This window comes from Pseudomonas sp. NFPP25, assembly GCF_900116505.1.
GTDB lineage: Bacteria > Pseudomonadota > Gammaproteobacteria > Pseudomonadales > Pseudomonadaceae > Aquipseudomonas > Aquipseudomonas protegens.
Window position 1 is genome coordinate 972212 of the sequence record NZ_FPBG01000002.1, and the last position, 26940, is coordinate 999151.

A 26940-nucleotide genomic window follows, 5' to 3' on the forward strand; every position below is an offset into this window, starting at 1 on the left:
GTCGCAGGTCATATCAAGTGCCTGGCACAGTGGCCGGGCACTTGATGAATGACGGTTATTGCGGGCTGGAGCGCCCGGTCATTTCCCGGGCCATCTCACTGGCATAGCTGTCGGTCATGCCGGCGATGAAATCGATCATGCGCAGGAACGAGGTATGCAACGGCCAGTTCGGGTCCGGCGCGTTATTGCCCAGCAGATCGAGGATCCGCCGGTTCTTGAACGAGGGGGTCTTGCCGCCGTGCTGTTCCAGCGCCGCGCCGCAGAAGGAGTTCAGCAGGATCTCCAGGGTGGTGTAGGCGCCGATCTCGTGCAGGGTCTTGCGCTTGTCCTGGAAGATCTTGCGTCGCGCCACATCCTTGGCATTGAGTACGCAACGCTTGGCCGGACCATGCATGTGCTCCACCAGGTCGCCGTGCAGGGTGCCGGCCAGCAGGGCGTCCTGCTGTTCGACAAAGGCCCGGGCGGCGGCGTTGGTCAGGTGCTCGATGGCCTTGCCCCGCAGGATCGCCAGGCGTCGCCGGCGCGAATCGCTGGGGCCCAGCTGGCGATAGGTTTCCGGCAGGTCGTCGCCCACCAGGCCGAGTAGCAGCGCCTCGACTTCGGCGTACTCCAGCAGGTCCATCTCCAGGCCGTCCTCAAGGTCGATCAGGGCGTAGCAGATGTCGTCCGCCGCTTCCATCAGGTACACCAGCGGGTGCCGGGCCCAGCGCTGGTCTTCCAGCTGGGGCAGGCCCAGCTTGTGGGCGATCTGTTCCAGCAGCGGCAGCTCGCTCTGGTAGCAGCCGAACTTATGCTTCTTGTAGCCCAGGGAGTCGGCATGGCGCGCGGTCCAGGGGTACTTGAGGTAGGTGCCGAGGGTGGCGTAGGTGAGCCGGGTGCCGCCATCGAACTGGTGGTATTCGAGCTGGGTGAGCACCCGGAAGCCCTGGGCGTTGCCTTCGAAGTTGAGGAAGTCCTGGCGTTCGGCCTCGCTCATCGCATCCAGCCAGCCCCGCCCGGCGGCTTGCTGGAACCAGTGGCGGATGGCGTCTTCCCCGGAGTGGCCGAAGGGCGGGTTGCCGATGTCGTGGGCCAGGCAGGCCGATTGCACCACCATCCCCAGGTCGCTGGGCTCACACCAATCGGGCAGGGCGCTGCGCAGGGTCTCGCCGACGCGCATGCCCAGGGAACGACCGACACAGCTGACTTCCAGGGAGTGGGTCAGGCGGGTGTGGATATGGTCGTTGCTGGACACCGGGTGCACCTGGGTCTTGCGCCCTAGGCGGCGGAAGGCACCGGAGAAGATGATGCGGTCGTGGTCTTTGTGGAAAGGGCTACGGCCGAGTTCTTCCGGGCTGTGCACTGGCTTTCCGAGGCGTTCGCGGTTGAGCAGGGTCTGCCAATCCAAGGCGGGTCTCTCCGAAAAAAACTGAAGGGCAGAGCTTCCGGTTTCTCGGGCGTGGCCGCAAGAGGCGCATGGTCTGCGCTTGTGTCGACGCCTTCGCTGGCAAGCCAGCTCCTGCACGGAAATGGCATGGCCTGCGGCCCACCTGTAGGAGCGGCTTGCCGGCGAAAGGGCCCGCAGTTCGTGCATCCATCGTGGCGCTGCGTTCGCCGGCAAACGGGACAGGGTTACAGGCCGGCCGCGTCGATGTCGATCAGCAGCAGGCGCTGGCCGTTGTCGAAAAACTGCCCGGCGGTCAGGCAATACTGGTTGCTGGTGGCGTCGCGGTAGGTGTTGGACAGGGTCAGGCGTCGCTCCTCCCAGCCTTCGGCCAGCAGGTGATAGAAGTACGGGCGCCAGGACCAGTTGTGGCCAACGTAGCTGCTGTCGGCCTGCCAGCTGTTGTGGCGCCATTCCAGGTTCGGGGTCAGTTGGGTGCCATGGCGGTCGCACTGATAGAAGCGCAGTAGCCAGGGAAAGGCCTCGACCCGGGGCAGTTGGCTGATGGGCGCCTGGGCCTGGGCCCAGGCCTGCAGCAGGTTCATCAGTTCGGCCAGTTGCAGGCGCATGCGCATCAGCCGGTTGCGTTCGGCCAGCTTGTGCCGCACGTAGCGCTCGCGCAGGCGGGCGAAGGGCTGGACGAAGGCATCGCTGGGGTAAAACTGTTGCTCGGCCTGGGCAAACAGGAAGCCCTGTACATAGCGCGAGCCGCACTCCAGGGCGAAATCCAGTTCGGCTTCGGTTTCCACACCTTCGGCGATGATCCAGCAGCCGGTCTTCTCCGCCATCTGCGCCAGGGCCTTGACCACGTCGCTGCTGGGGCCACCCCGGGCCGCGGCCTGGAACAGGCGCATGTCGAGCTTGAGGATGTCCGGTTGCAGGGCCAGCACCCGGTCCAGTTGCGAGTAGCCGGCGCCGAAGTCGTCGATGGCGATCCGTGCCCCGGCCTGGCGGTAGCGCGCCACCACTTCGCTGAGGCGTTGGCTGTTGCCCCCCAGTTCAGTGATCTCGAACACGATGCGCCGCGGGTCTACGCGGTTCTGCTGCAATTGCTTGAGGCTGGGCAAGGGCTGCCCGGGGCGCAGGCGGCTGATCCATCGGGGGGAAATGTTCAGGCTCAGGAACCAGTCCGCGGGTGCCTCGTGCAGGCGCCGCAGGGCGTCGTCGCGGATCAGCCGGTCAAGGCGGCGCAGGGCGCTGGAGGGGGTTCGAGGATCGGCGAACAGCGGCCCCACGGACGCCAGTTGGCCATTGTCCTGGCGCAGGCGGCCCAGGGCTTCGACCCCGGCGATACGCCCGGTGGCGGTGTCGATGAAGGGCTGGAAGCAGGCGAGCGGTTGCCCGTCGATCACAGGGCCTCCTTACAAGAGTCTGGGTGGAGTAGGGCCGTGGCTGACGGGGAGGCGGCCACGAACCGGCCCCTGGGTAAAGGGGCCGATCCGGGTTGCTTAGCAAGAATGCAGCCAGATAGCGCCGCTCAGGATTTGCGCGAGGAGCCTTGCATCACCAGCTTGATCAGCGGCACCAGCGTGGTACCCAGGCGAACCAGGCGTGTGAGGCCGCCGGCACCGCCGCTCTTGGCACCCTTGCCGGTGATGAAGCCCAGGAGCGTCACCACTGCCACGCCCCAGAGCGGGGCGTGCTTGATGCCCAAGCCTTCCTGCCAGCTCTGCCCCAGGCCGCGGACCCGTTGCAGGGGTTGCAGCAGTTGCTGGGACTCGTGGCGGATTTCCTGGCGGTGCATTTCCATGCGCAGGCGGATCAGTACCTTGCGCATTTCCCGGCGTGAAGTGTTCTGCGGGACTTCAGGCAGTTTCATGGCAGGAGGCGCTCCCGATCATTGGCCAACTCTTCGAGGGTGGCGTGGAAAGGTGAGGATTCATCGAAGATCGCTGCCTTGAGGCGCAATCCGCAGAAGATCGCCGCCAGGGTGTAGAACACGCACAGGCCGATGATTCCAGCCAGGCGATAGCTGTCCCACAACAGGATCAGCACCAGTGCCGACAGCCCCACCAGCAACAGCAGGGCGAACACCAGGGCCAGCCCGGCGAATAGCAGCAGGCTCACGGTGCGTGCTTTCTGCTCCTGCAACTCGATGCCGAACAGCTCGACATGGCTGTGCAGCAGCCCCAGGACCGCCGCCCCCAGGCGCCGCGAAGACGCGCTCGGGCCGCTGCCGGACGAAGTGGATTCGCCGATAGCCATATCAGCGCCGCGTCGCCAGGAGGCCGATCAGGAAGCCCACGCCGGCGGCGATGCCCACCGATTGCCAAGGGTTGCTCTGCACATAGTCCTCGGCGGCGGTGACCGCTGCCTGGCCCCGCTGGCGCAGGGAGTCTTCGGTCAGTTGCAGGGTCTCCCGGGCCTTGAGCAGGCTGTCGTGAATCTGCTCGCGCAACTCGTCGGCCTGGTCGCCGGCCAGGGTCGCGGTGTGTTCCAGCAGACGCTCCGTGTCACTGACCAGTGCCTGAAAATCCGCCATCAGTACTTCTTGAGCCGTCTTTGCCGTTTTGCTGGCCATGGTTCCATCTCCGTTAGTTGCTTGTGTGAGCTATGAGTGTGAGCCCTGGGCGAAGGTTCACTGCAATTGTCTGGTACAGCTTTTGCTTTGTCCTGGTGCGCCAGGCCCCGGGCCTGCGCCGAAAACGAGCGAGGGTCGCGCTGTAGCCCGCGTAAACCCTGGCCAAGAAAACCATAACCTCAGGTCAGTCCTCACCCCGTGGTTTGTCGTGCCGCCCCCGGCGCGCCAAAACGGTTCACCGAATGCGTGCAATGGCGCGCCCGGGAGCCAACTTGGTGCAAGGAGCGGGGCGCCCTGCCAGGGAACGGCTGGCCGATTTCGGATCTGCCTACTCCATGGAAAATCTGCAAAGCGCTGTGGACACCCTGGTCCACGGTTCCAACACCCTGTTCATCCTGATCGGGGCGGTCATGGTCCTGGCCATGCACGCCGGCTTTGCCTTCCTCGAAGTCGGCACCGTCCGGCAGAAGAACCAGGTCAATGCGCTGTCGAAGATCCTCAGCGACTTCGCCGTCTCGACCCTGGCCTATTTCTTTATAGGCTATTGGATCTCCTACGGCGTGAGCTTCCTGCAACCGGCGGCGGTGATCAGTGCCGATCACGGCTACGGCCTGGTGAAGTTCTTCTTCCTGCTGACCTTCGCCGCGGCGATCCCGGCGATTATCTCCGGTGGCATCGCCGAGCGCGCGCGTTTTGTGCCGCAATTGTGCGCCACGGTGCTGATCGTGGCCTTTGTCTACCCGTTTTTCGAAGGGCTGGTGTGGAACGGCAACTTAGGGGTGCAGGCCTGGTTGCAGCAGCGCTTTGGTGCCGGCTTCCATGACTTTGCCGGCTCGGTGGTGGTGCACGCCATGGGAGGCTGGCTGGCCCTGGCCGCGGTGCTGTTGCTGGGGCCGCGCAATGGCCGCTATCGCGACGGCAAGCTGGTGGCGTTCGCGCCGTCGAGCATTCCGTTCCTGGCCCTGGGCTCGTGGATCCTGATTGTCGGCTGGTTCGGCTTCAACGTCATGAGCGCCCAGACCTTGCAGGGCGTCAGCGGGCTGGTGGCGGTGAACTCGCTGATGGCCATGGTGGGCGGTACGGTGGCGGCGCTGATCGTCGGCCGCAACGACCCGGGCTTCCTGCATAACGGCCCGCTGGCCGGGCTGGTGGCGATCTGCGCCGGCTCGGACCTGATGCACCCGGTGGGCGCCTTGATCACCGGCGCCATTGCCGGAGCGCTGTTCGTCTGGTGCTTCATCGCCGCGCAGAGCCAATGGAAGATCGACGACGTGCTCGGGGTCTGGCCGTTGCATGGCCTGTGCGGTGTATGGGGCGGCATTGCCTGCGGGATCTTTGGCCAGAGTGCCCTGGGCGGCCTGGGTGGGGTCAGCCTGGTCAGCCAGTTGATCGGCACCGGCCTCGGGGTGGCGGTGGCGCTGCTGGGCGGCCTGGCCGTGTATGGGGTGATCAAGGCGGTCTGCGGGCTGCGCCTGACCCAGGAACAGGAGTACTACGGCGCCGACCTGTCGCTGCACAAGATCGGCGCGGTGAGCCAGGACTGAGACGACGCCCCTGCTATTGATGACCCTGGGCGCTCGCCGCCCGGGGTTTGGTCTGGGTGGCTTCAACCGGCTTGCAGGCGTGCTTCGCAAGCCTCGATGGCCGCCTGCGGGCCGGACACCAGCACCCGGTCGCCGGCTTGCAGGCGCGGGCTGGGGTTCAGCGGCAGGTCGTTGCCATTGCGTTGCACCCCGCGTATATCAACGCCCAGTGCCTCCAGGCCCAACTCCTGCAATGGTCGGTTGCAGGCGTGGGCATCGGCGTCGAGGCTGACGGCGTGCATCTGCACCGCCGGCGGTTCGCGGTTGTCCTGGGCGCTGTTCTGGGTGCCGTGATAGAAGCCGTGCAACAGTTGGTAGCGGCTGTGGCGCACTTCATCCACGGTGCGCTGCACTCGCTGCTCCGGCAGGCCGAGCATGATCAGGGCATGGGAGGCGAGCATCAGGCTCGACTCCAGCAGTTCGGGCACCACTTCGTTGGCGCCGGCGGCCTTGAGTTCCGCCAACTGGCTGTCATCGCGGGTGCGCACCAGGATCGGCACCGTGCGGTCCAGGCGGCGCGCCGCCTTGAGCACCGTCAGCGCGATATCGCTCTTGTCCACTGCGATCACCAGCAGCCGCGCCCGTTCCAGGCCGACTGCGGCCAGGAGGTCGCCGCGCCGGCAGTCGCCGTAGTGCACGCAGCTTTCTCCCGCAGACGCTTCCTGGACCCGCACCGGATCATCGTCCAGGGCGATGTAGCGCAGTTGCTCGTGGCGCAGGAAGCGGCCAATGGACTGGCCGACCCGGCCATACCCGCAAATCAGTACATGGCCTTGCAGCTCGGCGTTCTGCGCGCTGATTTCCTCCAGTTGCGCGGCCTGGTTGGGCTTGCGGTGCAGGCGGGCGGTGATGACCGGCGCCGCTCGCAGCAACAGCGGGGTTACCAGCATCGAGCAGAAGGTGGCGGCCAGCAGCAGGCTGCTGATGTCGGGCGGGATCATCTGGCTGAGCTGCATCTGCGCCATCAGGGCGAAGCAGAATTCACCGCCCTGGGCCAGGGCCAGGCCGCTGCGCCAGGCGGTTTCGCCATCGCTGCCGCGCAGCTTGAGCAGGGTCGCCACCACCGAACCCTTGATCAGCAGCAGGGCCAGGGTCAGGCCGGTGATCAGCAGGGCATGGTCGATGAACAGTTGCAGGTCGATGAGCATGCCGATGCTGACGAAGAACAGCCCCAGCAGAATGTCGCGGAACGGGCGGATGTCGGCCTCGATCTGATGCCGGTAATGGCTTTCCCCCAGCAGCATGCCGGCGAGGAAGGCCCCCAGGGCCGGTGACAGGCCCAGCAGGTGGGTGAGCCAGGCGGTGAGCAGGACGATCACCAGGGCCAGCAGCACAAAGAGTTCGGCGGAGTGCGAAGCGGCCACTTCATGGAACAGCCGCGGCAACAGCCAGCGGCTGGCCAGCAGCAGGCCGACGAACAGCACCACGGTCTTGCCCAGGGTCGCCGGCAGGGCCCAGTACCAGGCGTGCTCGCTGCTGCCGGCGAAGACCGGCACCAGGGTCAGCAACAGCACCGCCACCACGTCCTGGAACAGCAGCACGCCAATGGCGTTCTGCCCGTGGCTGCTGAAGATCTCGCCAAGGCTGGTCAGTTCCTTGCTGACGATGGCGGTGGAGGACAGGGCCAGCCCGGTGCCGAGCATCAGCGCTGCGGTCAGGGGCATGCCGAACAGGGCCAGGAGGACCCCGAGGATCAAGCCGGTGCACAGCACTTGCAGGCTGCCCAGGCCAAACACCACGTGGCGCAGGGCAAGCATCTTCGACAAGGAGAACTCCAGGCCCAGGGAGAACAGCAGGAATACCACCCCCAGTTCTGCCAGGTCGGGCAGGTCCTCACTGTCGTTGACCCAGTCCAGTGCGGTGGGGCCGACCATCAGGCCCACCGACAGATAGCCCAGCACCGGGGGCAGGCTCAGGCGCCGGAACAACGCAATCACCACCAGCGAGGAGGCAAGAATGATCAGCAGATTGGCAAACAACGGGCATCTCCGGACAGGGGGCGGGCAAGGCAAAGCCTAGAGGCAAAAAAAGGCGCGAGGATTACCCGGGCCGCAGAGAGTGACGCTGATTCAGGTCATTGTTTGTCGAGAATGTCTCATATTCATGAGCCTTCGCTATGCTCAGAAATTGTCGATAAAGGCGGTGCCCGGGTGACGGGGTTATCCACAGGACCCTGCCAGTGAGGTGTCGGAGAGGTGTATGGAGCGTCTGTATTCACTGCAAGGGTTGCGGGGCGCCGCGGTGTTGGGCGTGGTGCTGTTCCACATGATGTCGGTGGAAATCAAGTATTCGGGCGGTGACATCCTGCTGCCGGTCATGCTGAATTTCTTCCAGCTCGGGGTCGACCTGTTCTTTGTCATCAGCGGCTTCGTGATGGTCATCGTCAGTCGTGGGCGCTTTCAGAAAACCGTCGAGACCCAGCGCTTCCTGTTCAACCGCCTGTCCCGGATTTACCCCACCTACTGGCTGTATTTCTTCATCACCCTGGGGGTGTATCTGTGGCAGCCGGCGCTGGTGAACAGCTCCCACGGCGGCTCCAACCTGTGGATGTCCTTCCTGCTGCTGCCCAATGACCGGGTGCTGCTGGTGATGGTGGCCTGGTCGCTGCTGTTCGAGCTGTGGTTCTACCTGATGTTCACCCTGTTCCTGTTCTTCAAGGAAAAGCGCCTGCCGCTGATCCTGCTGCTGTGGGCGGTGGCGCTGGTGCTGTTCAACCTGCTGCAGAACTGGCAGGACTATTCCCCGGTGCTGAAGATCATCCTCCATCCCTACGCCCTGGAGTTCATTGCCGGCAGTGCCCTGGCGCTGTTCTTCTACGGGCCCCATAGCGCCAGGGTGCCGACGGCGCTGGTCTGGGTCGCGCTGGCGGCGGCTCTGCTGGTGGGGTTTCCGCTGATCTACGCCTACCAGCTGTTCTTCACCGAGGGCTTGCCGAGGATGCTCGCGGTGGGCCTGACCTTCGGTACCCTGACCCTGTCCCTGGCCTTGCTGGAGCGGCGGCAACTGATCCGTATGCCAGGGTTTCTTACAGCCACCGGTGATATGTCCTACACCATCTATCTATCCCACTTACTGGTGCTGGGGGTCGTCGGCCGGGCCTGGCAGGTGATCGGCGCCTGGCCCGAGAGCTATGTGGATAACCTGGCCTTCATCGTGCTGATGATGACGGCGGTGGTCTGCTATGGCTGGGTTGGCTATCACTTTTATGAAAAGCCGATCCTCGATCGTGCCACGGCCTACTGCAAGCGCCGGTTCAGTACCGCCCCCCGGCGCAAACACTACGATCCGGTGTAGTCGTCCGGTCCTTCCTGCTTACTCGGGTAGCCATCGATGCCGAAAGTGCTCAACGCAAACCTCGACGCGCTGAAAGTTCTGCTGGCGGTGATGGTGGTGGCGCTGCACTGCAAGCTGCTGGGGGGCAATTACACCTGGGTCGGCTACTTGCTGTGCAACGGCCTGTTCCGGGTGGCGGTGCCGACGTTCTTCATCATCAACGGCTACTACCTCTTCCAGACCCTGGAGAGCGGCCACTCCTTCGCCCAGTGGTTCAAGCGCGGCCTTCTGCTCTACCTGTTCTGGATGCTGGTCTACAGCCCGCAGTACATCGACCCGAGCACGATCGCCAGCCTGGGCGGGGTGCTGGGGGTCGTGAAGAAGCTGCTGATCGGCTATTTCCACCTCTGGTACCTGGTGGGCATGCTCGGCGGCGCAGCGATGCTGCTGGTGCTGCGTCGCTGGCGTTCAAGTGCGCTGATCGGCCTGGCCCTGACGGCGTTCCTCATCGGTCTGGGCCTGCAGTACGCGCGGGTCTACTACGAACTGCCCAACGGCTTTCTCCAGCACTTCAATCAGAACGACTACACCGCGCGCAATTTCCTGTTCATGGGCTTCCCGTTCATGGCCATCGGCTTTCTTTGTGCCCGGCATCGCTTGGCAGAGCGGCTCAGCCGGCGCGGGGTGTGCTGCTGGCTAGCGCTGGGGTTGGGGCTGATCCTGGCCGAGGCGGCACTGAACTTCGCCCTGCGCGCCGATGTAGAGCAGAACTTCGACTTCCTCGCCTCATTGCTGGTTATTGCCCCGGCCCTGTTCCTGTTGCCCCAGGTGTACTTCCGGGCCTCCCACAGCAACTTCGCGGCCAAGCTGTCTTCGGCGGTGTATTACGTGCATCCCTGGTTCATCTTCGGCGCCTTGTCCCTGGGCATGGCCTATGGCAACGGCATGGCCGGGCTGGTCCTGCTGCTGGCCTTTGGCGTTGCGCCGCTGTTGATCATGGCCAGTCGCCGGGTCCGTTTCATTCTCTGAGGGCGCTTGGTCGACGGCTTTTTCTCTCGGGCCTAGAATAGGCACCTGTTCTTTTTTGGTTGCCCAGTCATGCCCCCTGAATGCCAATTGTTCGGCACCCTTGGATGCCACCTGTGCGAACTGGCCGAGGCCGAGCTGATGCCCCTGGTGGAACACGGCCTGATGGTCGAACTGGTGGATATCGCCGACAGCCAGCAACTGTTCGACAGCTACGGCCTGCGCATCCCGGTACTGCGCCGGGTGGATACCGGCGCCGAGCTGGGCTGGCCCTTCGACGCCGAGCAAGTGGTGGCCTTCCTGCGCTGATGCACCAGGGGGGCGGGCAGGGTTTCCGCCCGTCGCTCATCGTGCGAATTCATTGGCGAGAGCTCTCGATTGGTTTACTGTATGCATATACAGCTATCGAGGAGTCTCGCCATGTCTCTCACTTTCCTGACCGGTACCGAACGCTCGCAACCGATGCCAGCCCGCTTTGCGCCGCTGGGTGACAGCGAGCCTGCCGCGTTGGCCGATGGTCCCAGCGGCAGCGGTTTTTCCCTCGACCGGACCCTGGGCCTGGGCGCGCCGCAGATCCATGGCCTGCTGGTGGACGATGACAACCTGCTGGGGTTCGGCATCTACCCCGGTGACCGGTTGATCGTCGACCGCTCGGCCACTCCGGCGGTCGACCAGTACCTGGTGGTTCGGGCCCAGGGCGCCAGCGAATACTCGCTGCGCCTGCTGGCGCCCGATCCTCGTGGCGGCTTGCTGCTCAAGGCGGCGCGCCCTTCAATCCCCTCCATCGTTCTGGATGACCTGGGCTCGATCGAGATCTGGGGCGTGGTGTTGTGGGTGGTCAGTTATGTGGGGCGCAAGCAGCCCTGATGAGTGTGGTGGACGCTTCAAACCGTTAAAGGAATAGATGATGGTCAATGTCGAACAACTGAAAAACAGCGTGAACAGCATGCCCACCGATGTGGTGCGTGAAGCGGTGCTTGAGCTGCGCCTGGACGGGCTGGTCACCGAAGGCAAGACGCCCTTCAACAAGCTGCACTTCAACACCTGCTTTGCCGAGATCGAAGCCTTGTTCCAGCGTGCGGGCTACCACCGGCAACTGGATGTGGTGGGTTACCAGGGGCTGTTGTACGCCCTCTACGATCCGGGCCGCTGGGAGGCGGTGGATGTACTGCGCTGGCTCAAGGAGTTCACCGAGGCCGCGGCCCAGGCCAAGCAGTCCTGCGCCTGAAACCTCGGAAACTGTTCCTAGGTTCCTTGTGGCGGCTGTTGGATAATGCCGCCCTGCATTGATCCTTCGAGCTTTTTGTATGTCATCCTCACCTTTTTCCGCTGCACAGCATCAGGCCAGTACCCTGTACCTGCCCCCGGGCTCCTGGGCGACGGTGCTGGATTGCCTGTGTGATCACTTCAAGGCCATCAGCCGCGAACAGTGGCTGGACCGTATCGCCCGTGGCCGGGTGCTGGACGGGCAGGGCCAGCCCATCAGTCTGGAGCTGGCCTATCGCGAAGGCTTGAGGATTCACTACTTTCGCGAGGTGCCGGATGAAAAGGTGATTCCGGTCGAGGAAACCATCCTCTACGCCGATGAGCATCTGGTGGTGGCGGACAAGCCGCACTTTCTGCCGGTGACCCCGGCAGGAGAGTACGTCGAGCAGACGTTGCTGCGGCGCTTGATCCGGCGCCTGGGCAACCCGCACCTGGTGCCCCTGCATCGTATCGACCGGCATACGGCTGGGCTGGTGCTGTTCTCCGCGAACCCAGACAGTCGCTCGGCCTATCAGGCGCTGTTTCCCACCCGCAAGATAGAAAAACGCTACGAGGCGATTGCCGCTGCCTTGCCGCAGTTGAACTTCCCGCTGCTGCACAAGAGCCGGCTGGTGGACGGTGAGCCCTTCTTCCGCATGCAAGAAGCGCAGGGGCCAAGCAATACCGAAACAGCCATCGAGGTCAGGGAGAAACACGGCGAGCTGTGGCGTTACGCCCTGTACCCGGTCACGGGCAAGAAGCACCAACTGCGGGTGCATATGAATGCCCTGGGAGCGGCGATCTGCAACGATCCCTTTTATCCCGAGGTGCTCAAGGACATCGAGGACGACTATGCCCGGCCGCTGAAGCTGCTGGCCCAGGGGCTGCGTTTCATCGACCCGTTGAGCGGGCAGGAACGCGAGTTCGCGAGCCGCATCAGCCTGCAGTGGTGAATACCCCAGGCGCAGAAACAATAAAACCCGCACCAGGCGGGTTTTATTGTTTTCAGGTCGACAACCGTCAGGCTTACAGCTCTTTGACGGTACGGACCTGATCCTTGTTGATGCGAGTCTGCTTGCCGTCCAGCTGTTCAAACTCGTAGAAACCGGAATCCTTGTCGTATTTAGGGGTATCGACGGCCTGGATTTCGCGACCGTCATTCAAGGTGATCACTGTCGGCGAGGCGCAACCGGCGAGAGTGGCCAGGCCCAGTGCGAGCATGAGAGTGGCGAGGGTCCGTTGAGTCATTGTGTGTCTCCGAAATGAGTACTTTTGAGTGCTGGTCTTCAGACGTATACAACGTCTGCAAGTTCCTTGGCCAGGGACATTCTGCCACGTTGCCGGGCAGATCGCAGGCGTTCGCCGCGGCAGATTAGCCGAGTTCGCAACAGCGTCTACCCACTGGGGGCTATTGCCGAGGCCACAGCGGCGGCAGGCCGGAGCGCTGTGATATAACAACGGGCTGTTTCTCCTACCTTTGGATCGAGCCTATGAAAGCCAAGGCTGATGTACCTTTTGCGCCGCTGAACATTGCGGTACTGACTGTCAGTGATACCCGCACCCTGGAAACCGACACCTCCGGGCAGGTCTTTGTCGAGCGCCTGGGCGCCGCCGGCCATCGTCTGGCGGCACGGGTGCTGCTCAAGGACGATCTGTACAAGATCCGCGCCCAGGTCGCGACCTGGATTGCCGACGACGTGGTGCAGGTGGTGCTGATCACCGGCGGTACCGGCTTCACTGGCCGTGACAGCACCCCGGAAGCCGTGGCCTGCCTGCTGGACAAGCAGGTCGACGGCTTTGGCGAACTGTTCCGGCAGATATCGGTCGCCGATATCGGCACCTCCACTGTGCAATCCCGGGCACTGGCAGGGCTGGCCAATGGCACCCTGGTGTGCTGCCTGCCGGGTTCCACCAATGCGGTGCGCACCGGCTGGGACGGCATCCTCGCCGAACAGCTGGATTCGCGGCACCGGCCGTGCAATTTCGTTCCTCACCTGAAACAGGCGGCACCCTGTGAATCCCGCGGGTAAGCCGGGCAAGCAGGGCGCCCTGATGCCGGTGGAAGAGGCATTGGAGCGCCTGTTGGCGATGGCCGGTTCGGCCCCCATCCTCGAGCGTGAGCGCTTGCCGTTGGCGGCGGCTCAGGGCCGGGTGCTGGCCGAGGCGCTGATCTCCAGCCTGGACCTGCCGCCCTGGCCCAACAGCGCCATGGACGGTTACGCCCTGCGCCTGGAGGACTGGCGGGGGGAACCCCTGCCGGTCAGTCAGCGGATCTTTGCCGGTCAGGCGCCTGAGCCACTGCAGCCCGGGACCTGCGCGCGGATTTTCACCGGTGCGCCGGTGCCGGCCGGGGCGGACTGCGTCGAGATGCAGGAAAACGCCCAGGTCCAGGACGATCAGCGCGTGCTGTTTAGCGAACCTCTGCAACTGGGTCAGAACATTCGCCCTCAGGGCCAGGAAACTACGGTGGGCGAGCAGGTGCTCGCGGCTGGCACTCGCCTGGGGCCGATCGAGCAAGGCCTGGCTGCCTCCCTGGGGTGCGCCGAGCTTGAAGTGGTGCGCCGGGTCCGGGTGGCGGTGCTGTCCACCGGTGACGAATTGGTGGAACCTGGCCAGCCCCTGGGGCCGGGCCAGATCTACAACAGTAACCGGGTGGTGCTGTGCAGTTGGTTGCAGCGCCTGGGCTGTGAGGTGCTGGATGCGGGAATCCTCCCTGACGATCTGGCCGCGACCCGCCAGCGCCTAGCGGAACTGGGGGAGGTCGACCTGATCCTGTCCACCGGTGGTGTCTCGGTGGGAGAGGCGGACTTCCTGGGCATCGCCCTGCGCGAAGAGGGCGAGCTGGCCCTGTGGAAGCTGGCGATCAAGCCCGGCAAGCCGTTGACCTTCGGCCATTTTCGCGGCGTGCCGGTGATCGGCCTGCCCGGCAATCCGGCATCGACCCTGGTGACCTTCGCCCTGCTGGCGCGCCCCTACCTGTTGCGTCGCCAGGGCGTGCAGCAGGTGCAGCCTCTGAGCTTCCAGGTGCCGGCGGGTTTTGCCTGGCCCCAGCCCGGCAATCGCCGCGAATACCTGCGGGGGCGCCTGGAGAACGGGCAGGCGATTATCTACCGCAACCAGAGCTCGGGCGTGTTGTGCAGTGCGGCCTGGGCCGAAGGGCTGGTGGAGGTGCTTGAAGGGCGGACCCTGGTGCAGGGCGATCGGGTCAACTTCATTCCCCTGAGTGAAGTGCTGGATTGACCCCGGCAGCGCGGGCCCGGCTGCCACCGGCCCGCGCCGAGCGGTTTAGCGCAGCAGCAACAGCAGCAACAGGCCGAAGCGGCTGTGCAAACCCCAGGTCACCAGGCCCGCCAGCAGTGCAGCGGCCAGTACCGCCCTGGCCAGGCGCTTGAGCCACGACAGGTGCCGACAATGACTCGGCAGCGGCTGCGAGGAAAGAGGCAGGTCGAGCTCCCGGGGGGAGCGGGTGGCCCCCCAGGGCTGGCCCTGCAGATGCTTGAGCGGTGATCGCGCTTGCGGATAAAACTCCTTGTCTTTCATGACGGTGCACTTCCTTGTATGAGGCGTCAGTGCCTGACATGCACAGTCACTGATTGGCCCCGCAGGGTCAATTCAGGTGATTCTCTTTCTTCGGTCAGAAAATTCACTTTAGGCCTGGGGGCTCGGTTCAGGCATAGGGGCTGTCCCAATAGCGCTTGTACATGCCGAGCTTTCTTTTCAGGCCCAGGGGCAGGTAGCGCTCCTGCTGGCTGAGTTTGTAGGCGAAGAGCTTCACTGCGTTGCGCAGCAGCGACCCGGGCCACTGCCCCAGGCGTCCGGGGCCGAGGAAGCGCAGTTCGGACTGGACGTAGCGCAGGCCTTCGCCACCGGCGCCACCGAAGGCCTGGCGGATCCAGGGTTCCCGGGCATGGAATACGCCAATGTCGAAGTAGCGGCGGAACTCTTCCTTGAGGCTGTAGTTATGGGAGTGGCGGCAGCAGGCGCTGCCTTCATAGGCAACCTTCCAGCCGGCCAGCAGCATCTTCGCGCCCACATACATGTCTTCGGACAGGATCACGTGGTTGGGAAAGCCGCCGACCTGCATCAGCGCCTCGCGCCGGTAGGCGGAAAACGAGTTGGACATGAAGGCGGTCTTGATCCCCAGTGCCGGCACATCGGCCAGGCTTTTCACCTGGGAAGTCGGCGGGTAGTTGAACAACCGCGCATGGCTGGCCAGGGGGCTGGCATCGAGGTGCGGCAACTGGCGACCGCATACTGCTCCCACTTGCGGGTCGGCGAAGGGCGCGACGATGCGGGCGAGACCTTCGGCATCCTCCAGGTAGGCATCCTGGGTCATGAACACATAGAGGTCATAATCGGCGTTGCGCTCCACCATCAGTTGCCGGGTGCCGCCGTGGTTGAAGTCGCGGCTGTCGATGCGCAGCACATTGGCGCAGCGTGCCAGCGCCAGCTCGTAGGTGCCGTCGCTGGAGCTGGAGTCGACGATCAGGGTATCGAAGGGCGCGCTCTGGATTTCCAGGGAATCCAGCAGCCGCGCCAGGTCCTGGCAACCGTTGTAGGTGGGAATCACACAGGCCACGCGCAGTGTCGACATTGTCCAAGCCTCCGGTTCAGGTCAGGTTCTGGCGCCAGGGCCGCAGCCAGGCCGCGAGGATCAGCAACAGCAGCAGGCCGCAGGCGCTGCTCAGGCCCAGTTGCCACCAGATCGAGGTCAGCGGATGCAGGAACAGCGCCGCCAGGGCCATGCCACCCAGGCCGATCAGCCAATGACTGCGCCAAGGCACCAGCCCCAGCAACTGCTGGCGGCGCATCAGCAGCAGGCCGGTGAGGATCACTCCGCAGATCGCCGCCAGGGCGATGCCGATCAAACCGAGGAAATACGGCAGCGCCGCCAGCAGCAGGGCATTGAGCAGGCTGCCGGCCAGTTCGCAATTGAGCGGCATGCGGGTGTCGCCGGCGGCATAGGCGTAGCGCGCCAGCAGGGCGTTCCAGGCGCCGAACATCAGCGGTACCGAGAACCAGGCCAAGAGCTCCGGCAAGGGGCTGTCCGCCGCTTGATTGGGCAGCAGCAGGTGCACCAGCGCGGCGGCGGCGCCAATCAGCCCGACCACTGCAGGAATGGTCAGCAGGGTGGCGCTGCTCAGGCCTTTGCGCAGCAGGTCCAGGCGCTGTTCGCCGGAGCTGCCGCTCATCAGCCCGAGCAGCACCTGGTTGAGGCTCATCAGGGCGATCAGCGGCAGGTTGATCAGCTTGCGCGCCAGGTTGATCCAGGTAACCGCCCCTTCACCCAGCAATGAGGCCGCCATGCGCTCCAGCAGGGCCAGGCCCTGGCTGGCGAGGTTGCTGCTCAGCAGCGGGCCGATGCGTTGCAGCAACTCGCGCCCGGCCCCGGGCGCGGCCTGCATGCGCCAGGGCCGCCAGCCATCGCGCAGCAGGCTCGGCAACAGCACCGTTGGCATCAGCAGGCTGCCGAGCACACAGGCCGCGGCCAGCCCGGTGGGGGTGGCGGCATGGTGCAGGCTCGCCAGGTAGATCACTGGCGGCAGGTTGAACAGCAGCGAGCCCAGGCCCGCCAGGACAAAGCGGGCGCGAGCCTGCAGAGGGACGCAGAACAGGCCGTGGAGAATGAACCCCGGCGCGCACCAGGCCAGCCAGTGCAGGCCGCCGCTGGCCAGGGCATAACCGTCGCTGCCCAGGCCGGGGCCGATCAGGCGTACCCACAGCGGCGCGCCGAGGCTCAGCAGCAGCGCCAGCAGCAGCCCACACAGCAACAGGCGGGGGGCCAGGGCACTGAGCCAGGCCTGTTGCTCCCCGGCCGAGCGCTGCTGGTACAGCGGCAGCGCGGCGGCGCTCAGCAGGCCCGCAGCCAGGGCCATGCGCAGGGCCTCGGGCAGGAACATCGCCACCAGGAAACCATCGCTCTGGCCACCGGCGCCCCAGGCCGCCACCAGCAGCCATTCCCGGGCAAAGCCGGCGGCCAGCCCGGTCAGGGTGGCCAGGGTCAACCACAGCGTCGCGCCGAACATGGGCCGGGCTTAGTGGAACAAAGTGAACAGGCCTTTGCCGCCCACTTTGTAGTTGAGGTTGCGGCAGCGCTCGCCCTTGATCGCCGCGTCCGGCCCGCTGACGATGGCGTAGGGCGGTACCGGCTTGGACACCACGGTCTGCCCGCCGACCACCGCGCCTTCGCCGATCTCGGCGCCAAACGACAGCAGGGCGCGGCTGGCGATCCAGGCGTAGTCATGGATGTAGATCGGCCCGCCTACCGCCCAGAATTCCGGCTCCTTGAGGTCGTGGCCACCGGCGATGATCAGCACATGGGAGGCGATGGTCACATGGTCGCCAATGATCAGCCCGCCCCGGGCGTCCAACTGGCAGTGCCAGGCCACGGTACTGTCCTGGCCGATGCGCAGGCTGTCGACACCCAGCACCTCGGTATTGCGCCACACTGTGGAGCCCTTGCCGATCTTCGCGCCGCCAAGGCGCAGCCAGAACAGGCGCAGGGTGTGGCTGGGGATCTTGCAGATGAGGATGTTGTAGATCTGCTCCCAGACCCGCAGCATGCGGTCGCGCAGGGTCGGCCAGTTGATTCCGTACATGGGAATCAGCGCCCCCTTGAGTTCGCGGCCCAGCAGTTTGTAGAAGCGCCGGGGCAGGGGCGGCTCGATCTTCGATTCGATGTTCAGGTAGCTGATGTAGGTCAGCACGTTGCCCTTGAGCGGTTGCTCGAACACGACATCGTTCTCCAGCATCCACTGATAGGCCGCCTCCAGTTCTGCAAGGCTCACCCCCATTTTCTGCGCATAGTCAGGCAAGGCCTGTTTCAGGTTCTGCGAGTGGAAGAGGCGATGTTTCATGGCTGGATTCCTGAGGGTGGGGAGTCTGGAGTAACCCTGGGCGCCGCAGCGCCGGCCTTGAGTCGCAGGCGTCTGGCTTCATGCAGGTTCAGGCCCAGCAGCAGCCAGAACAGGGCGATCAACACCTGGGTGAAGCTGAAGTAATGGTCGAACAGGCCGCTGATCAGTGCGGCGCTGAGGCCGGCCCCGCTGCCCAGCCAGAGGGCGTTGTCCCGATTCAACTGGATGGCCACCCCGGGAACCCGGGTTTCCCGCCACCAGCTCCAGATCACCGCGACGAACAGCAGCATGCCGGGCACGCCGATCTTGTAGATGTAGTTCAGCCACAGGTTGGAAATCCCCCACAGGCCGGTGCCGGGCACGGGTGGGTCGACCTTGAAGCCGATGCCGAAGGGGAACATCGCCATGGCGGCGGGGAAGTGCGAGTACTCGTCGACCCGCACGCTGGTGCTGGCATCGTTGGAGGTGAACAGGGTCAGCAGGCGGTCCTGCAAGGGCGGATAGGACATCAGCAGCAAGGCCCCGAGAACGAAGCCACCCATCAGCATGCGTCCGGTGTAGGGCACCCGCTGGCGGGCCATCCAGATCAGCACGATCAGCAGGCTGAGCAAGGCTCCGCGAGAACCGGAGAGCAGCAGCCCGGCGGCCCCCAGCAAGGCCACCGCCAGGCCGAGTTTACGCTGCCAGCCGCTGCGGGTCAGGCCGAAACAGAAGGCCAGGGGCAGCAGCAGGGCCATGGCGCCGCCAGTGACGTTGGGGTGCATCCACGGCGAGCCCATGCGATTGGCCAGGGCGCTGAGGCTGTCGCCCAGTACCGCGATGCCGCCGTAGCCGAGCTTTTCGAGGATCGGGGTCATGGCCGTGGCGCTGCCGTTCTTCAGAAACACCGGGATCGACAGCAGCAGGAGCAGCAGGGTCCCCAGCAACAGGCCACAGACCAGTTGCTCCCGGGCCTTGGCTTGCTGCAACAGGCGTCGCACCAGAAACAGCGCCGAGAGGTTGAGCAACCAGCGGACCCAGTTCACCGGGCCATTGCCATCGGCGTTCACCGTCACCTGGCCGATGATGAAGGGCAGGGCACTGAAGGCCATCAGGGCCAGCAGCAGCTTCTCGGTACGCAGCAGCCTGGGCGGCCGGGGCAGGTTGGAGAACAGCCCCTGGGCCAGGATGCTGGCCCAGACCAACAGCAGCAGGGCTTCGGAGACGGTGGTGCGCAGGCCGATCTGCACCGTCGAATAGGGCAGGAAGGTCGCCAGTACCGCGAACAGCAGCAGCCCGCGCATGGGCTGGCGGACCACGGTCACCGCCGCTGCGATGCCGACCATCAGCACCAGCACCTTGAGCGCTGGCAGCAACCAGATCAGCACGCCGAAAACCAGGCCGAAGATCAGCGCCAGCGGCAGGGCGATGGGCATTACTTGAGCTCCTCGAGCAATTCATTGAAGCGCTGGCGATAGGCATCCTCGGCGTAGCCGGCCGCCCAGGCCTTGAGGGGGGCGGGGTCTTCCGGCGGGGCGCTGGCCAGTTGCACCATCAACTGGCTCAGCGCGGCGCTGTCGGTGGGCGAGAAGCGCGGGCTGCCCGCCGGGGTGATCTCGTCCAGGGCCGAGCCGCTGGCCACCGCCACCGGAGTGCCGACACTCAGGGCCTCGATCACCGGCAGGCCGAAGCCCTCGGCGTAGGAGGGCTGCCACAGGCGCTGGGCCTGGCGGTACACCCCATGCAACTGGCTGTCGCTGAGGTCGCTGAGAAAGTGCAGGCCATGCACGGCGCGCAGCTCGCTGGGCAGGTGTTCCGGTGCGCCGATCAGCACCAGTTCCGGTACGTCCGGGGATTGCTGGCGCGCGGCCTGCCAGGCGGCGACGAACCAGGGAATGTTCTTGCGCGGCTCGCGGGTGCCCACCGCCAGCCAGTAGCGCTCGGGCAGTTGCAGGTCGCGGATGTCGGCGGGTTCGCCCTGGAAACCGGTAACCAGGTTGGGCAGCACCCGGACCTTGTCCCGGGCCTGGGGAAAGAGCTTCACCAGTTCGTCGGCGGTGTACTGCGAAGGTGTCCAGATGCGGTCCGCCTGCTTTACCGAATGGCCGATGGAGAGCTTGTCGGTGAGGCCATAGACCCGCTCCTTGAGCCGCGATCCGTGGCTGTTGGTCAGGGTCAGTTGGAACAGGTCATGCAGTTGCAATACATAGCGCAGGTTCTTAGGTTTCCTGCCCAGGGGCAGGCCCATGTTGAAGTTGCAGATGTACAGCTCCACCTCGGCCTCACGCAGGGCCCCGGGCAGAAAACCGCCCTCGAAGCGCAGCCGGTTCGGCAGGCGATGCACCCCCTGCAGTGGTGCGCCCCACCTGGGGCAATGCACCCGGCGGCGCAGCGGATGGTCTTCCGGGGCGACGCCAAACAATTGCAGGCTGACCTGCGGATTGGCGCGCAGGGCGTCTTCCAGTGCCAGGTTCTGCCGGCCGATACCACTGTTGCTGTAGCCCGCGGCGGGGCGGTAATCCAGACCTATGCGCATACGGACACTTCTTCTTTGTCAGAGGGGAGTTGGTGATAGACCGCTTCCAGCTGGGCCGCGGCGGCGGTCCAGTCATGGTGGGCCAGCACGTAGTCGCGCCCGGCGGCGCCGATGCGTTGCAGGCGCTCGGGGTCGGCCAGGGCCTGGGCGAGAATCTGCGCCAGGGCCCCGGGGTCTTCGCTGCCCAGGTAATGCTGGCCGTTCTCTACCTGCAGCCCGGAGCTGCCTTGGGCCGTGGTGACTACCGGCAGGCCGGCGGCCATGGCCTCCAGGACCTTGAGCTTGGAACCGCCGCCCTGGCGCAGCGGGGCGAAGAACAGCGCCGAGCGCCGTTGCAGGTCCCGCAGGTCGGGGACAAAACCCTGCCACTCGATGCGCGGGTCGGTCCAGCGCTGGCGGAAACTGTCCGGCAGGGCGTAGCCGCAGATGGCGAAGTGCACCTCGGGGTTGATGGCCCACAGGCGCGGCAGTATCTCTTCCAGGGCCCATTGCACCGCATCCAGGTTGGGGCTGTATTCGTAGTTGCCGATAAACAGCAGGCGCTGGCTGCCAAGGTCCGGTTGCACCGCGGCGTAGTGCCCGCAGTCCACGCCGTTGACCACCACCGCGGCCGGTTTGCCACTCAGCCGGGCCAGGGTCAGGGCGTCCTGTTCGGTCACCGCGATGACCCGGGCCGCCTGCTGGAACACCCGGCGTTCCCAGCGCCGGTAGCGCCATTGGTCGTAACGGGTAAAGGGTTTCGACCAGGCCGGCAGGCGGTCGTAGCTGGCGGCACCGAGGGCCGACTCGACGTTGTGTTCGGTGAGGATGAACGGGCGCTGCAATTGCTTGAGCGGCTGTTCGAAGGGCTGGAAGCTGTAGCTGTGCTCGATCTGGATCACGTCCCAGGGTTCCTCCAACAGCTCGCGAAAACGCTGTTGCAGCGGCGCGGCCAAACCGTTGACGTCGGCCAGCATGGGGTAGGGCGCGAACAGCACCGAGAACAGGGTCTTGAGGCTGCGCAACGGCCGCCGCGGCAGCACGATCAGGCGTTCCAGCCAGGGCTCCAGGGCCGCGCGGGTGGCGTCGTCCAACGGGGTTTTCGATTGCACCAGCAAGGTGATGCGGTGCCCGCGGGCGGCCAGGGCCCGCAGCAGGTGGTATTGCCGGGTCTTGCCGCCGCTGGTGGCGGGCCAGGGCAGGTAGGGCAGGGTCCAGAGGATTTTCATGCTCACCACACCAACAGTTGCAGGCTGGTTTTCAACGGCACGCTCAGGCCCGCTTGCCCGCTCAGCTCGGTACGGGTGCCGGTCAGCGGATCATGCAGCGTGGCCGCATTGAGCCCGGGAACCTGCAGGCTGGCGCCGCTGGCGCTCCAGAACATCCAGACGTGGGAGCCGTCGGGCCGGGTCCAGGCGATGCTGTACAAGTCGCTCGGGGCGTTGCTCAGGCCGGGGGGATCAGCCGGGGCCAGGCTCGGCCCGGTGGTGTCGAGAAAATACTTGAGGGCGTTGTAGACCGGCTTGGGTTCGCCGGCCAGGTCCACCAGCCCGTAGGACTGGTCGCGGTTGCTGGCGCGGGCATCCAGGTCGCTGAGGTTGAACAGGAAGATCCGCTGGTAGTCCATGGCCGCCATCAGGGCCAGGCGGCGCAGGGTGTAGTCGGCCTGGCCGTTGACGCCGATCATCGCCTGCATTTCCCGGGCTCCGCTGGTGTAGCTCGACCAGCCCCACTCGGTGGCCCAGACCTGTTGCACGCCCTGGCTGTGCAGCGCGTTGTTGAGGAAGTTGCCGCGTACGAGGAAATCCTGGGCCGCGGCATCGTCGCCTTCCGGGAGCTCGGAATAGGGGTGGTAGGCGGCAATCAGGTTTTCCGTGCCCAGGCCCTGTTGCAGCAGGTCTTCGAGCATCAGCCCCGGGGTGCTGCGCATCTGGCTGTAGTAGGCCATGCCCGCGGTCGCTACAGGCTTGTCGGGAATCGCCGCGCGAATGGCGCTGGTGGTGGTCGTGAGCAACTGGTCGTAGGCGTCGGGGTCTTCCTTGGGCAGCCAGACGATGTTGGGTTCGTTCCACACCTGCCAGGTGTTCACCTGGGGATAACGCTGGGCGAGCATTTTCATGCGCTGGGCGAAGACGTTGAAGTCCTTGGGCGGGTACTGGTCGGAAGGGGGCGAGCCGCTGGGCACGTTGGCGGCGAAGGGCGCCGAACCCACCATGTAGGCCAGGACCCGGTACTGGCGACCCTGCATGGCGTTCATCGCGGCGTCCAGGGTGTCCAGCTGCAGGTCATTCTCGCTGGGTTCGATCATGGCCCAGTGAATGGCCAGGCGGACCCAGCTCAGGCCCAGGGCATCGAGCCGGTCCATCTGCTTCTGGTAGACGCCGGGGGTGAAGTACTGGAACTGCGCGTTGACCCCGAGAAAATCCTTCCACACCACCGCTCGCGGCGCGCGCAGGGTGGTATCCGCCAGGGCGTTCCAGGACAGGCAGGCGAGCACCAGCAGGGCAATCGCCGAGCTACGTCGCATAGGCATGGGCCGGGCCTCCACAGGCATCGCTGAACACCCGGGCAAAGCGCTCGGCGGTATGGCTCCAGACCCGCCGGGAGCCGATCACCGCAGCGTGCTCGGCCCAGCGCTCCACCCGTTCCGGGCTGGCGCACAAGTGGCTGAGTTCGGCGGCCAGGGCGGCGACGTTGCCCTGGGGAAAGATCACGCCGTTGTCCTGGGCCACCTCTTCGGCGAAGGAGCGGGCGTCGGAGGTGATGGCGCCGCGGCCGCAGGCCACCGCCCAGGACAGGGCGCCGCTGGTCCCCCGTAGCGTGCCCAGGAGCTTGAGCTTGCTCGACTCGCGGTAGGGCAGGACCATCACGTGGTGGGCCTGGATCACCTTGGGAATGTCCGTGGCCGGCAGGTCCAGTTGCCAGTCGATGCTGTCCTGCAGGTTCAGGCGCTGGATGTGCTGGCGCAACTGGTCGAGGTAGCTGCCGGCGCTGCCGAAGGCCATTTCCGGTTCACTGCCCCCGGCCAGGGTCAGGCGCATGCGCTCGCGCATTGCCGGTTGCTGGGCGAAGGCCATGGCCAGTGCATCCAGCAGATCCTCGATGCCCTTGCCGCGGTAGATGAAGCCGAAATACAGCAGCCTCAACGGGCTCAGCGGCGGCAGCGGCCGGGCGGGAATGGCCAGGTTGCCGTGGGGGATCACCACCATCTGCTCCGCACGCAACCCCATGCGCTGGCGCAGGCAGGCGCCGCCGGCGTGGGTCAGGGTGATCAGCCGGGTGAGGCTGCGGGCCAGCTGCTTTTCTTCGTGCAGGCACAAGGGGTCGGTCAGTACCGTGGCGATCTGTGGCAGCGGTGAGGGCAGCCGCGTGGCCAGGGACAGCGGCCAGGGCAGGCTGGCCCGGCGCCAGACCAGGCGTTCGGGGTCGTGCACCGTGGCGCTCAGCGGCAGGCTGGGGAAACGCTCGCGCAACGCCTTGAGGGCATGAAACTCCGCCAGCCGGCCACCGCCCAGCTCGGCGTGCACCAGGTCGATCCCCTGCCAGTCACTGTGCGCCACCCGCTCGATGGCGCGTTGCGGGTCGTTGCCCAGCCCGGCCAGGGGCGTGCTGACTTTCAGCCCCAGGCCTTCCAGCGCGGCGCGCAGGTGCGCGGCGTAGTCGGCAATGCCGTTCTGCTCGGGAGGCATGGGTGCCAGCAGGGCAATGTGCATCAGTGGGGGCTCCTGATCCGCGCCAGGAAGTTCAGCACGTTCTCCGGGATGCCGAAGCGCCGGCGGTTGATGATGATGCCGTCGACCCGCTTGAAGGCGGTGGTGAGAATCGACAGGGCGTTTTGCAGCACGGGCACCGTGGTGGTTTCGGCTTCGACGATCAGGGCGATCAGGTCGGCCTCGCGCAGGCTGACGAAGGCTTCCTGGTTGGAGAAGAAGCCCGAGGCTTCCAGCAGGACGATTTCGCCGGGCACCGCGTTGGGGGCGCCATTGACCCGCACCACGTGCCCGCGCTCCTGGAGCAGGTCGCGCAGGTGCGCGGTGACGAAGCTCACGCCTTCGCCGCGGCGTGCCGAGGTCAGGCCGATCACCAGCCCCTGCAGCGCCACTTGCTTGAGGGGCAGGATGCCGTACAGGCGGTAGAGGCTGGCGGTGAAGGCGCTGTTGCGTTGCGGCAGGTGGCTGTCGAGGTCCTGCAGGCTGGTCCAGACCTTGACCCCGAAGCGCTCCTCGATCTGGTCGCCGTCATGGATGCGCTGGTCCAGCAGATAGAAGAAGTACAGCGCCAGCAGGCCCACCGCCAGGCTCAGGGGGATGGCGGCGAGCAGCATGCTCAGGCTCTTGGGAAAGACCCGGCTGGGTTTGAAGGTGGCTTCTTCGATCACCGCGATGTTGCTGATCTGGCTCTGGTCCAGCTCGCGGTCGATGCGGGCTTTCTCGGTGCTGTCGCTGTACAGCGCGAAGCTTTTCTCCGCCGCGCTCAGTTCCCGTTGCAGGCGTGCCAGTTCAGGTTCCACGGCCAGCGCCTGGCGCCGTTCCTGTTCGAGCTTGAGCAACTGGGTTTCCTGTTGGGCGGCCTGGGTCTGCAGGCGGCTGAGGCTGGCCTGCTGGTCGGCGAAGCTGTTCTGCAGGCGGGTATAGACCGGGTTCGGGGCCAGGTTTTCGCTGCGTTGCACAGTGCCGCTTTCCGATTTCAGCAAGGCTTGCAGGTTGGCGATTGCCGCATCCATGGCGCGGACCGGAGGGGCGCCTTCCTTGAAGGTACGGAGCATTTCCTGACGCTCGATCTGCTTGGCGTTGATCCGCTGCTGCAGGTCCTGGCGGTCCGGGTTGAGGCTCATCTGGCGGCCGATGCTGATTTCTTTCTTCATGCTGTTGAGCTGCTTCTGGATGGTCTCCAGGCCGCTGCGAGTGGACGCCACTGCTCGGGTGGTATTGAGGTGTTCGCCCTTGAGGTTGTTGAGGTTGCGCGAGATATCGTTCAGGCGCTCCTCGATGCTCACCGCCCCCAGTTGGTTCAGGTAGTCGGCGATCTGCTTCTTGTAGCCGAGGATGCGCTGGTTGGTGGCGCCACTTTCGGTTTCATAGAAGGCGTACAGGCTTTTGCGCCCGAGGGTTTGCGCGCGTTCCTGCTGGTACTGCTCGATCCAGCTCTTGACCACTGTCTGGGCCACTTTGGGGTCGTTCCAGGTAAAGCTCACTTCCATCACCGAGGAGCCTGCGGCGTGGGTCACGCTGAAGCTTTTCAACATGCGTTCGGTCAGGCGTTCCACCGGGGTCTGCTTCTCCACCAGGCCCACCAGTTGCAGGGCCCCGCGCAGCAGGTCGACGATGCCTTCCACCGCGCCCTTTACGGCGTTCTTGAGGGTGGCCAGGGCACCACTTGGCTGGGGCTGGCGGGACAGGTCGTCGAGGTACTTTTCCGCCACTTTGCGGGCGATGGGCTCGCCGCCGAGGATGCGCTCCTCATCGATGATCGGATCACGCTGGGCGCTGGGAATCACCACAGCCTGGCGATCGGCGATCTCGATCGGCAGGGTGCTGGTGTCGCGCCCCGGCTTGACCAGCAGCAGGGCGGTGGACTCGAAGCGATTGGGCAGCAGGAAGGCCCCCAGCAGGATGATGACGAAGGTCACCAGGACGGTGATCTTGACCTCGCGCTTGAAGATGAAGAACAACCGCAGCAGATCGCGAAAGGAACGGATATTGATCATGAGTGCTGTCCTTGGCGATCAGTTGGCCGACTGGCGATTGATTTCGTAACTCGCCCCGATGCCGATCGACTTGGTGAACGGAATCAACTGGTTGAGGTACACATCCACCCATTCAATGCCGTTGCCGACGCTGGACTTGGGCACGAACACCACGTCGCCGCGTTGCAGCAGCACCGGGGCGGCGCCGGCGTTGCCGGCGATCATGAATTTGCGGTAGTCGAAGAAATAGGTCTTGTAGCGGCCGTCCTCGCCCTCGCGCAGCAGGGCGATATTGCGGCTGTCGCCCACGTTCAAGAGGCCCCCGGCGCCGACTATGGCCTGCTCCAGGGTGGTGGTCACGGTCACCGGCAGGGACGCCGGGTTGCGTACCGAGCCGCCGACGAACACGGTGTTGCCCGGTGCCTGGTTGATGTTCACGGTCAGTGCCGAGTCCTGGTAGATGTTCTTCAGCTTGTTTTCCAGGACCTGGGTCAGTTGCTGCGGAGTCAGCCCCGCGGCCTTGACCTGCCCGGCATAGGGGTAGGCGAAGGTGCCATCGTTGAGCACGGTGAACAGCGTCAGTTCGTAGATCGAGTTGGCGGTGAATGCCGAGATCGATGGCGCCTCACCAGTGTTGCGGACGATGCGCAGGGTGTCCCCCGGGCGAATCCGCTGGGGCGGCAACGGTTGGCCGGCCAGGGCATCACCGGCCCGATGGGCGGCCTCCAGGTCCTGGCTGGGCGGCAGCTCCACCTTTGCCGGAATGGAGCAGGCGCAGAGCATGAGAACACTGGAAATCAGCAGGAGTCTTTTCATCGAGCGGTCTTCCTGG

At 65.2% G+C, this 26940-nt stretch carries 27 protein-coding genes; 9 read left to right on the forward strand and 18 right to left on the reverse strand.

Annotated elements, in window-relative coordinates; translation table 11 throughout:
• Positions 1-55: 55 nt before the first annotated feature.
• The 5 genes from BM382_RS11530 to BM382_RS11550 form a co-directional block, all read right to left on the reverse strand.
• Positions 56-1387 (reverse strand): deoxyguanosinetriphosphate triphosphohydrolase, encoded by a 1332-nt coding sequence (locus BM382_RS11530; protein ID WP_011062510.1) that lies wholly within the window; start codon positions 1385-1387, stop codon positions 56-58.
• Positions 1388-1611: 224 nt separating this feature from the next.
• Positions 1612-2775: an EAL domain-containing protein gene (locus BM382_RS11535; RefSeq protein WP_053153063.1), complete on the reverse strand. Its 1164-nt coding sequence runs from the start codon at positions 2773-2775 to the stop codon at positions 1612-1614.
• A 125-nt stretch (positions 2776-2900) separates the two neighbouring features.
• Positions 2901-3242 carry a hypothetical protein gene (locus BM382_RS11540; RefSeq protein ID WP_011062508.1) on the reverse strand — a complete coding sequence of 114 codons (342 nt, stop codon included), beginning with the start codon at positions 3240-3242 and terminating at the stop codon, positions 2901-2903.
• Positions 3239-3628, reverse strand: a complete 390-nt coding sequence (locus BM382_RS11545) for a phage holin family protein (RefSeq protein WP_011062507.1) — start codon at positions 3626-3628, stop codon at positions 3239-3241. The genes BM382_RS11540 and BM382_RS11545 overlap by 4 nt, the downstream gene beginning before the upstream one ends.
• Before the next feature lies 1 nt (position 3629).
• Positions 3630-3944, reverse strand: a complete 315-nt coding sequence (locus BM382_RS11550) for an ElaB/YgaM/YqjD family protein (protein WP_011062506.1) — start codon at positions 3942-3944, stop codon at positions 3630-3632.
• Positions 3945-4279: 335 nt separating this feature from the next.
• Here BM382_RS11550 and BM382_RS11555 point away from each other — a divergent pair, with 335 nt between their 5' ends.
• Positions 4280-5488, forward strand: a complete 1209-nt coding sequence (locus tag BM382_RS11555; protein ID WP_072442875.1) for an ammonium transporter — start codon at positions 4280-4282, stop codon at positions 5486-5488.
• 62 nt (positions 5489-5550) lie between these two features.
• Here the strand turns inward: BM382_RS11555 and BM382_RS11560 are convergent, their stop codons facing one another.
• Positions 5551-7506, reverse strand: coding sequence for a monovalent cation:proton antiporter family protein (locus BM382_RS11560; protein WP_072442878.1), 1956 nt, complete (start codon positions 7504-7506; stop codon positions 5551-5553).
• A gap of 220 nt (positions 7507-7726) precedes the next feature.
• On the opposite strand from BM382_RS11560, the gene BM382_RS11565 reads away from it, so the two are divergent.
• The 6 genes from BM382_RS11565 (at position 7727) to BM382_RS11590 (ending at position 12024) form a co-directional block, all read left to right on the forward strand.
• Positions 7727-8821, forward strand: a complete 1095-nt coding sequence (locus tag BM382_RS11565) for an acyltransferase family protein (RefSeq protein WP_072442881.1) — start codon at positions 7727-7729, stop codon at positions 8819-8821.
• Between the two features lie 36 nt (positions 8822-8857).
• Entirely contained in the window at positions 8858-9829 is a 972-nt protein-coding gene (locus tag BM382_RS11570) for an acyltransferase family protein (protein ID WP_072442883.1), read from the forward strand.
• A gap of 69 nt (positions 9830-9898) precedes the next feature.
• Positions 9899-10135 carry a glutaredoxin family protein gene (locus BM382_RS11575; protein ID WP_011062501.1) on the forward strand — a complete coding sequence of 79 codons (237 nt, stop codon included), beginning with the start codon at positions 9899-9901 and terminating at the stop codon, positions 10133-10135.
• A 111-nt stretch (positions 10136-10246) separates the two neighbouring features.
• Positions 10247-10693: a S24 family peptidase gene (locus BM382_RS11580; RefSeq protein WP_011062500.1), complete on the forward strand. Its 447-nt coding sequence runs from the start codon at positions 10247-10249 to the stop codon at positions 10691-10693.
• A gap of 40 nt (positions 10694-10733) precedes the next feature.
• The gene (locus tag BM382_RS11585) at positions 10734-11054 is read left to right on the forward strand and encodes a hypothetical protein (RefSeq protein WP_011062499.1); all 321 of its coding nucleotides are present in this window, start codon (positions 10734-10736) and stop codon (positions 11052-11054) included.
• Between the two features lie 79 nt (positions 11055-11133).
• Positions 11134-12024, forward strand: coding sequence for a pseudouridine synthase (locus tag BM382_RS11590; protein WP_011062498.1), 891 nt, complete (start codon positions 11134-11136; stop codon positions 12022-12024).
• Positions 12025-12097: 73 nt separating this feature from the next.
• Here the strand turns inward: BM382_RS11590 and BM382_RS11595 are convergent, their stop codons facing one another.
• Positions 12098-12319, reverse strand: a complete 222-nt coding sequence (locus tag BM382_RS11595; RefSeq protein ID WP_015636515.1) for a YgdI/YgdR family lipoprotein — start codon at positions 12317-12319, stop codon at positions 12098-12100.
• 242 nt (positions 12320-12561) lie between these two features.
• Here BM382_RS11595 and moaB point away from each other — a divergent pair, with 242 nt between their 5' ends.
• Together moaB and glp are read left to right on the forward strand one after the other, a co-directional pair.
• Positions 12562-13101 carry a molybdenum cofactor biosynthesis protein B gene (gene moaB, locus BM382_RS11600; RefSeq protein WP_015636514.1) on the forward strand — a complete coding sequence of 180 codons (540 nt, stop codon included), beginning with the start codon at positions 12562-12564 and terminating at the stop codon, positions 13099-13101.
• Positions 13102-13123: 22 nt separating this feature from the next.
• Complete coding sequence (gene glp / locus BM382_RS11605; RefSeq protein ID WP_170866324.1) at positions 13124-14311, forward strand: molybdopterin molybdotransferase MoeA; 1188 nt, start codon at positions 13124-13126, stop codon at positions 14309-14311.
• A gap of 45 nt (positions 14312-14356) precedes the next feature.
• On the opposite strand, the gene BM382_RS11610 is transcribed toward glp, so the two are convergent.
• From BM382_RS11610 to BM382_RS11660, 11 genes are all read right to left on the reverse strand, one after another.
• A complete protein-coding gene (locus BM382_RS11610) occupies positions 14357-14611 on the reverse strand; it encodes a hypothetical protein (RefSeq protein WP_053159682.1) in 255 nt (84 codons plus the stop codon).
• Positions 14612-14738: 127 nt separating this feature from the next.
• A complete protein-coding gene (locus BM382_RS11615) occupies positions 14739-15665 on the reverse strand; it encodes a glycosyltransferase family 2 protein (protein WP_011062494.1) in 927 nt (308 codons plus the stop codon).
• Positions 15666-15681: 16 nt separating this feature from the next.
• Complete coding sequence (locus tag BM382_RS11620; protein WP_019095070.1) at positions 15682-17097, reverse strand: lipid II flippase MurJ; 1416 nt, start codon at positions 17095-17097, stop codon at positions 15682-15684.
• Between the two features lie 9 nt (positions 17098-17106).
• Positions 17107-17928, reverse strand: a complete 822-nt coding sequence (locus tag BM382_RS11625) for an acyltransferase (RefSeq protein ID WP_015636510.1) — start codon at positions 17926-17928, stop codon at positions 17107-17109.
• Positions 17925-19343, reverse strand: a complete 1419-nt coding sequence (locus BM382_RS11630; protein ID WP_011062491.1) for an O-antigen ligase family protein — start codon at positions 19341-19343, stop codon at positions 17925-17927. The genes BM382_RS11625 and BM382_RS11630 overlap by 4 nt, the downstream gene beginning before the upstream one ends.
• Entirely contained in the window at positions 19343-20443 is a 1101-nt protein-coding gene (locus BM382_RS11635) for a glycosyltransferase family 4 protein (RefSeq protein WP_011062490.1), read from the reverse strand. The genes BM382_RS11630 and BM382_RS11635 overlap by 1 nt, the downstream gene beginning before the upstream one ends.
• Complete coding sequence (locus tag BM382_RS11640) at positions 20434-21651, reverse strand: glycosyltransferase family 4 protein (RefSeq protein WP_011062489.1); 1218 nt, start codon at positions 21649-21651, stop codon at positions 20434-20436. The genes BM382_RS11635 and BM382_RS11640 overlap by 10 nt, the downstream gene beginning before the upstream one ends.
• Positions 21652-21653: 2 nt before the next feature.
• Positions 21654-22949 (reverse strand): cellulase family glycosylhydrolase, encoded by a 1296-nt coding sequence (locus BM382_RS11645; RefSeq protein WP_065365491.1) that lies wholly within the window; start codon positions 22947-22949, stop codon positions 21654-21656.
• A complete protein-coding gene (locus tag BM382_RS11650; protein ID WP_011062487.1) occupies positions 22939-24135 on the reverse strand; it encodes a glycosyltransferase in 1197 nt (398 codons plus the stop codon). The genes BM382_RS11645 and BM382_RS11650 overlap by 11 nt, the downstream gene beginning before the upstream one ends.
• Complete coding sequence (locus tag BM382_RS11655; protein ID WP_072442890.1) at positions 24135-26129, reverse strand: lipopolysaccharide biosynthesis protein; 1995 nt, start codon at positions 26127-26129, stop codon at positions 24135-24137. Before BM382_RS11655 ends, BM382_RS11650 begins: the two co-directional genes overlap by 1 nt.
• A gap of 18 nt (positions 26130-26147) precedes the next feature.
• Complete coding sequence (locus tag BM382_RS11660) at positions 26148-26924, reverse strand: polysaccharide biosynthesis/export family protein (protein ID WP_015636504.1); 777 nt, start codon at positions 26922-26924, stop codon at positions 26148-26150.
• Between the last annotated feature and the right edge of the window lie 16 nt (positions 26925-26940).

Excerpts from the sequence above, each read along its gene's own strand:
- BM382_RS11540 (WP_011062508.1), bottom strand. The coding sequence starts at position 3,242 with ATGAAACTGCCTGAAGTCCCGCAGAACACTTCACGCCGGGAAATGCGC.
- BM382_RS11545 (WP_011062507.1), bottom strand. The coding sequence starts at position 3,628 with ATGGCTATCGGCGAATCCACTTCGTCCGGCAGCGGCCCGAGCGCGTCT.
- BM382_RS11550 (WP_011062506.1), bottom strand. The coding sequence starts at position 3,944 with ATGGCCAGCAAAACGGCAAAGACGGCTCAAGAAGTACTGATGGCGGAT.
- BM382_RS11555 (WP_072442875.1), top strand. The coding sequence starts at position 4,280 with ATGGAAAATCTGCAAAGCGCTGTGGACACCCTGGTCCACGGTTCCAAC.
- BM382_RS11565 (WP_072442881.1), top strand. The coding sequence starts at position 7,727 with ATGGAGCGTCTGTATTCACTGCAAGGGTTGCGGGGCGCCGCGGTGTTG.
- BM382_RS11570 (WP_072442883.1), top strand. The coding sequence starts at position 8,858 with ATGCCGAAAGTGCTCAACGCAAACCTCGACGCGCTGAAAGTTCTGCTG.
- BM382_RS11575 (WP_011062501.1), top strand. The coding sequence starts at position 9,899 with ATGCCCCCTGAATGCCAATTGTTCGGCACCCTTGGATGCCACCTGTGC.
- BM382_RS11580 (WP_011062500.1), top strand. The coding sequence starts at position 10,247 with ATGTCTCTCACTTTCCTGACCGGTACCGAACGCTCGCAACCGATGCCA.
- BM382_RS11585 (WP_011062499.1), top strand. The coding sequence starts at position 10,734 with ATGGTCAATGTCGAACAACTGAAAAACAGCGTGAACAGCATGCCCACC.
- BM382_RS11590 (WP_011062498.1), top strand. The coding sequence starts at position 11,134 with ATGTCATCCTCACCTTTTTCCGCTGCACAGCATCAGGCCAGTACCCTG.
- BM382_RS11595 (WP_015636515.1), bottom strand. The coding sequence starts at position 12,319 with ATGACTCAACGGACCCTCGCCACTCTCATGCTCGCACTGGGCCTGGCC.
- moaB (WP_015636514.1), top strand. The coding sequence starts at position 12,562 with ATGAAAGCCAAGGCTGATGTACCTTTTGCGCCGCTGAACATTGCGGTA.
- glp (WP_170866324.1), top strand. The coding sequence starts at position 13,124 with ATGCCGGTGGAAGAGGCATTGGAGCGCCTGTTGGCGATGGCCGGTTCG.
- BM382_RS11610 (WP_053159682.1), bottom strand. The coding sequence starts at position 14,611 with ATGAAAGACAAGGAGTTTTATCCGCAAGCGCGATCACCGCTCAAGCAT.
- BM382_RS11615 (WP_011062494.1), bottom strand. The coding sequence starts at position 15,665 with ATGTCGACACTGCGCGTGGCCTGTGTGATTCCCACCTACAACGGTTGC.
- BM382_RS11620 (WP_019095070.1), bottom strand. The coding sequence starts at position 17,097 with ATGTTCGGCGCGACGCTGTGGTTGACCCTGGCCACCCTGACCGGGCTG.
- BM382_RS11625 (WP_015636510.1), bottom strand. The coding sequence starts at position 17,928 with ATGAAACATCGCCTCTTCCACTCGCAGAACCTGAAACAGGCCTTGCCT.
- BM382_RS11630 (WP_011062491.1), bottom strand. The coding sequence starts at position 19,343 with ATGCCCATCGCCCTGCCGCTGGCGCTGATCTTCGGCCTGGTTTTCGGC.
- BM382_RS11635 (WP_011062490.1), bottom strand. The coding sequence starts at position 20,443 with ATGCGCATAGGTCTGGATTACCGCCCCGCCGCGGGCTACAGCAACAGT.
- BM382_RS11640 (WP_011062489.1), bottom strand. The coding sequence starts at position 21,651 with ATGAAAATCCTCTGGACCCTGCCCTACCTGCCCTGGCCCGCCACCAGC.
- BM382_RS11645 (WP_065365491.1), bottom strand. The coding sequence starts at position 22,949 with ATGCGACGTAGCTCGGCGATTGCCCTGCTGGTGCTCGCCTGCCTGTCC.
- BM382_RS11650 (WP_011062487.1), bottom strand. The coding sequence starts at position 24,135 with ATGCACATTGCCCTGCTGGCACCCATGCCTCCCGAGCAGAACGGCATT.
- BM382_RS11655 (WP_072442890.1), bottom strand. The coding sequence starts at position 26,129 with ATGATCAATATCCGTTCCTTTCGCGATCTGCTGCGGTTGTTCTTCATC.
- BM382_RS11660 (WP_015636504.1), bottom strand. The coding sequence starts at position 26,924 with ATGAAAAGACTCCTGCTGATTTCCAGTGTTCTCATGCTCTGCGCCTGC.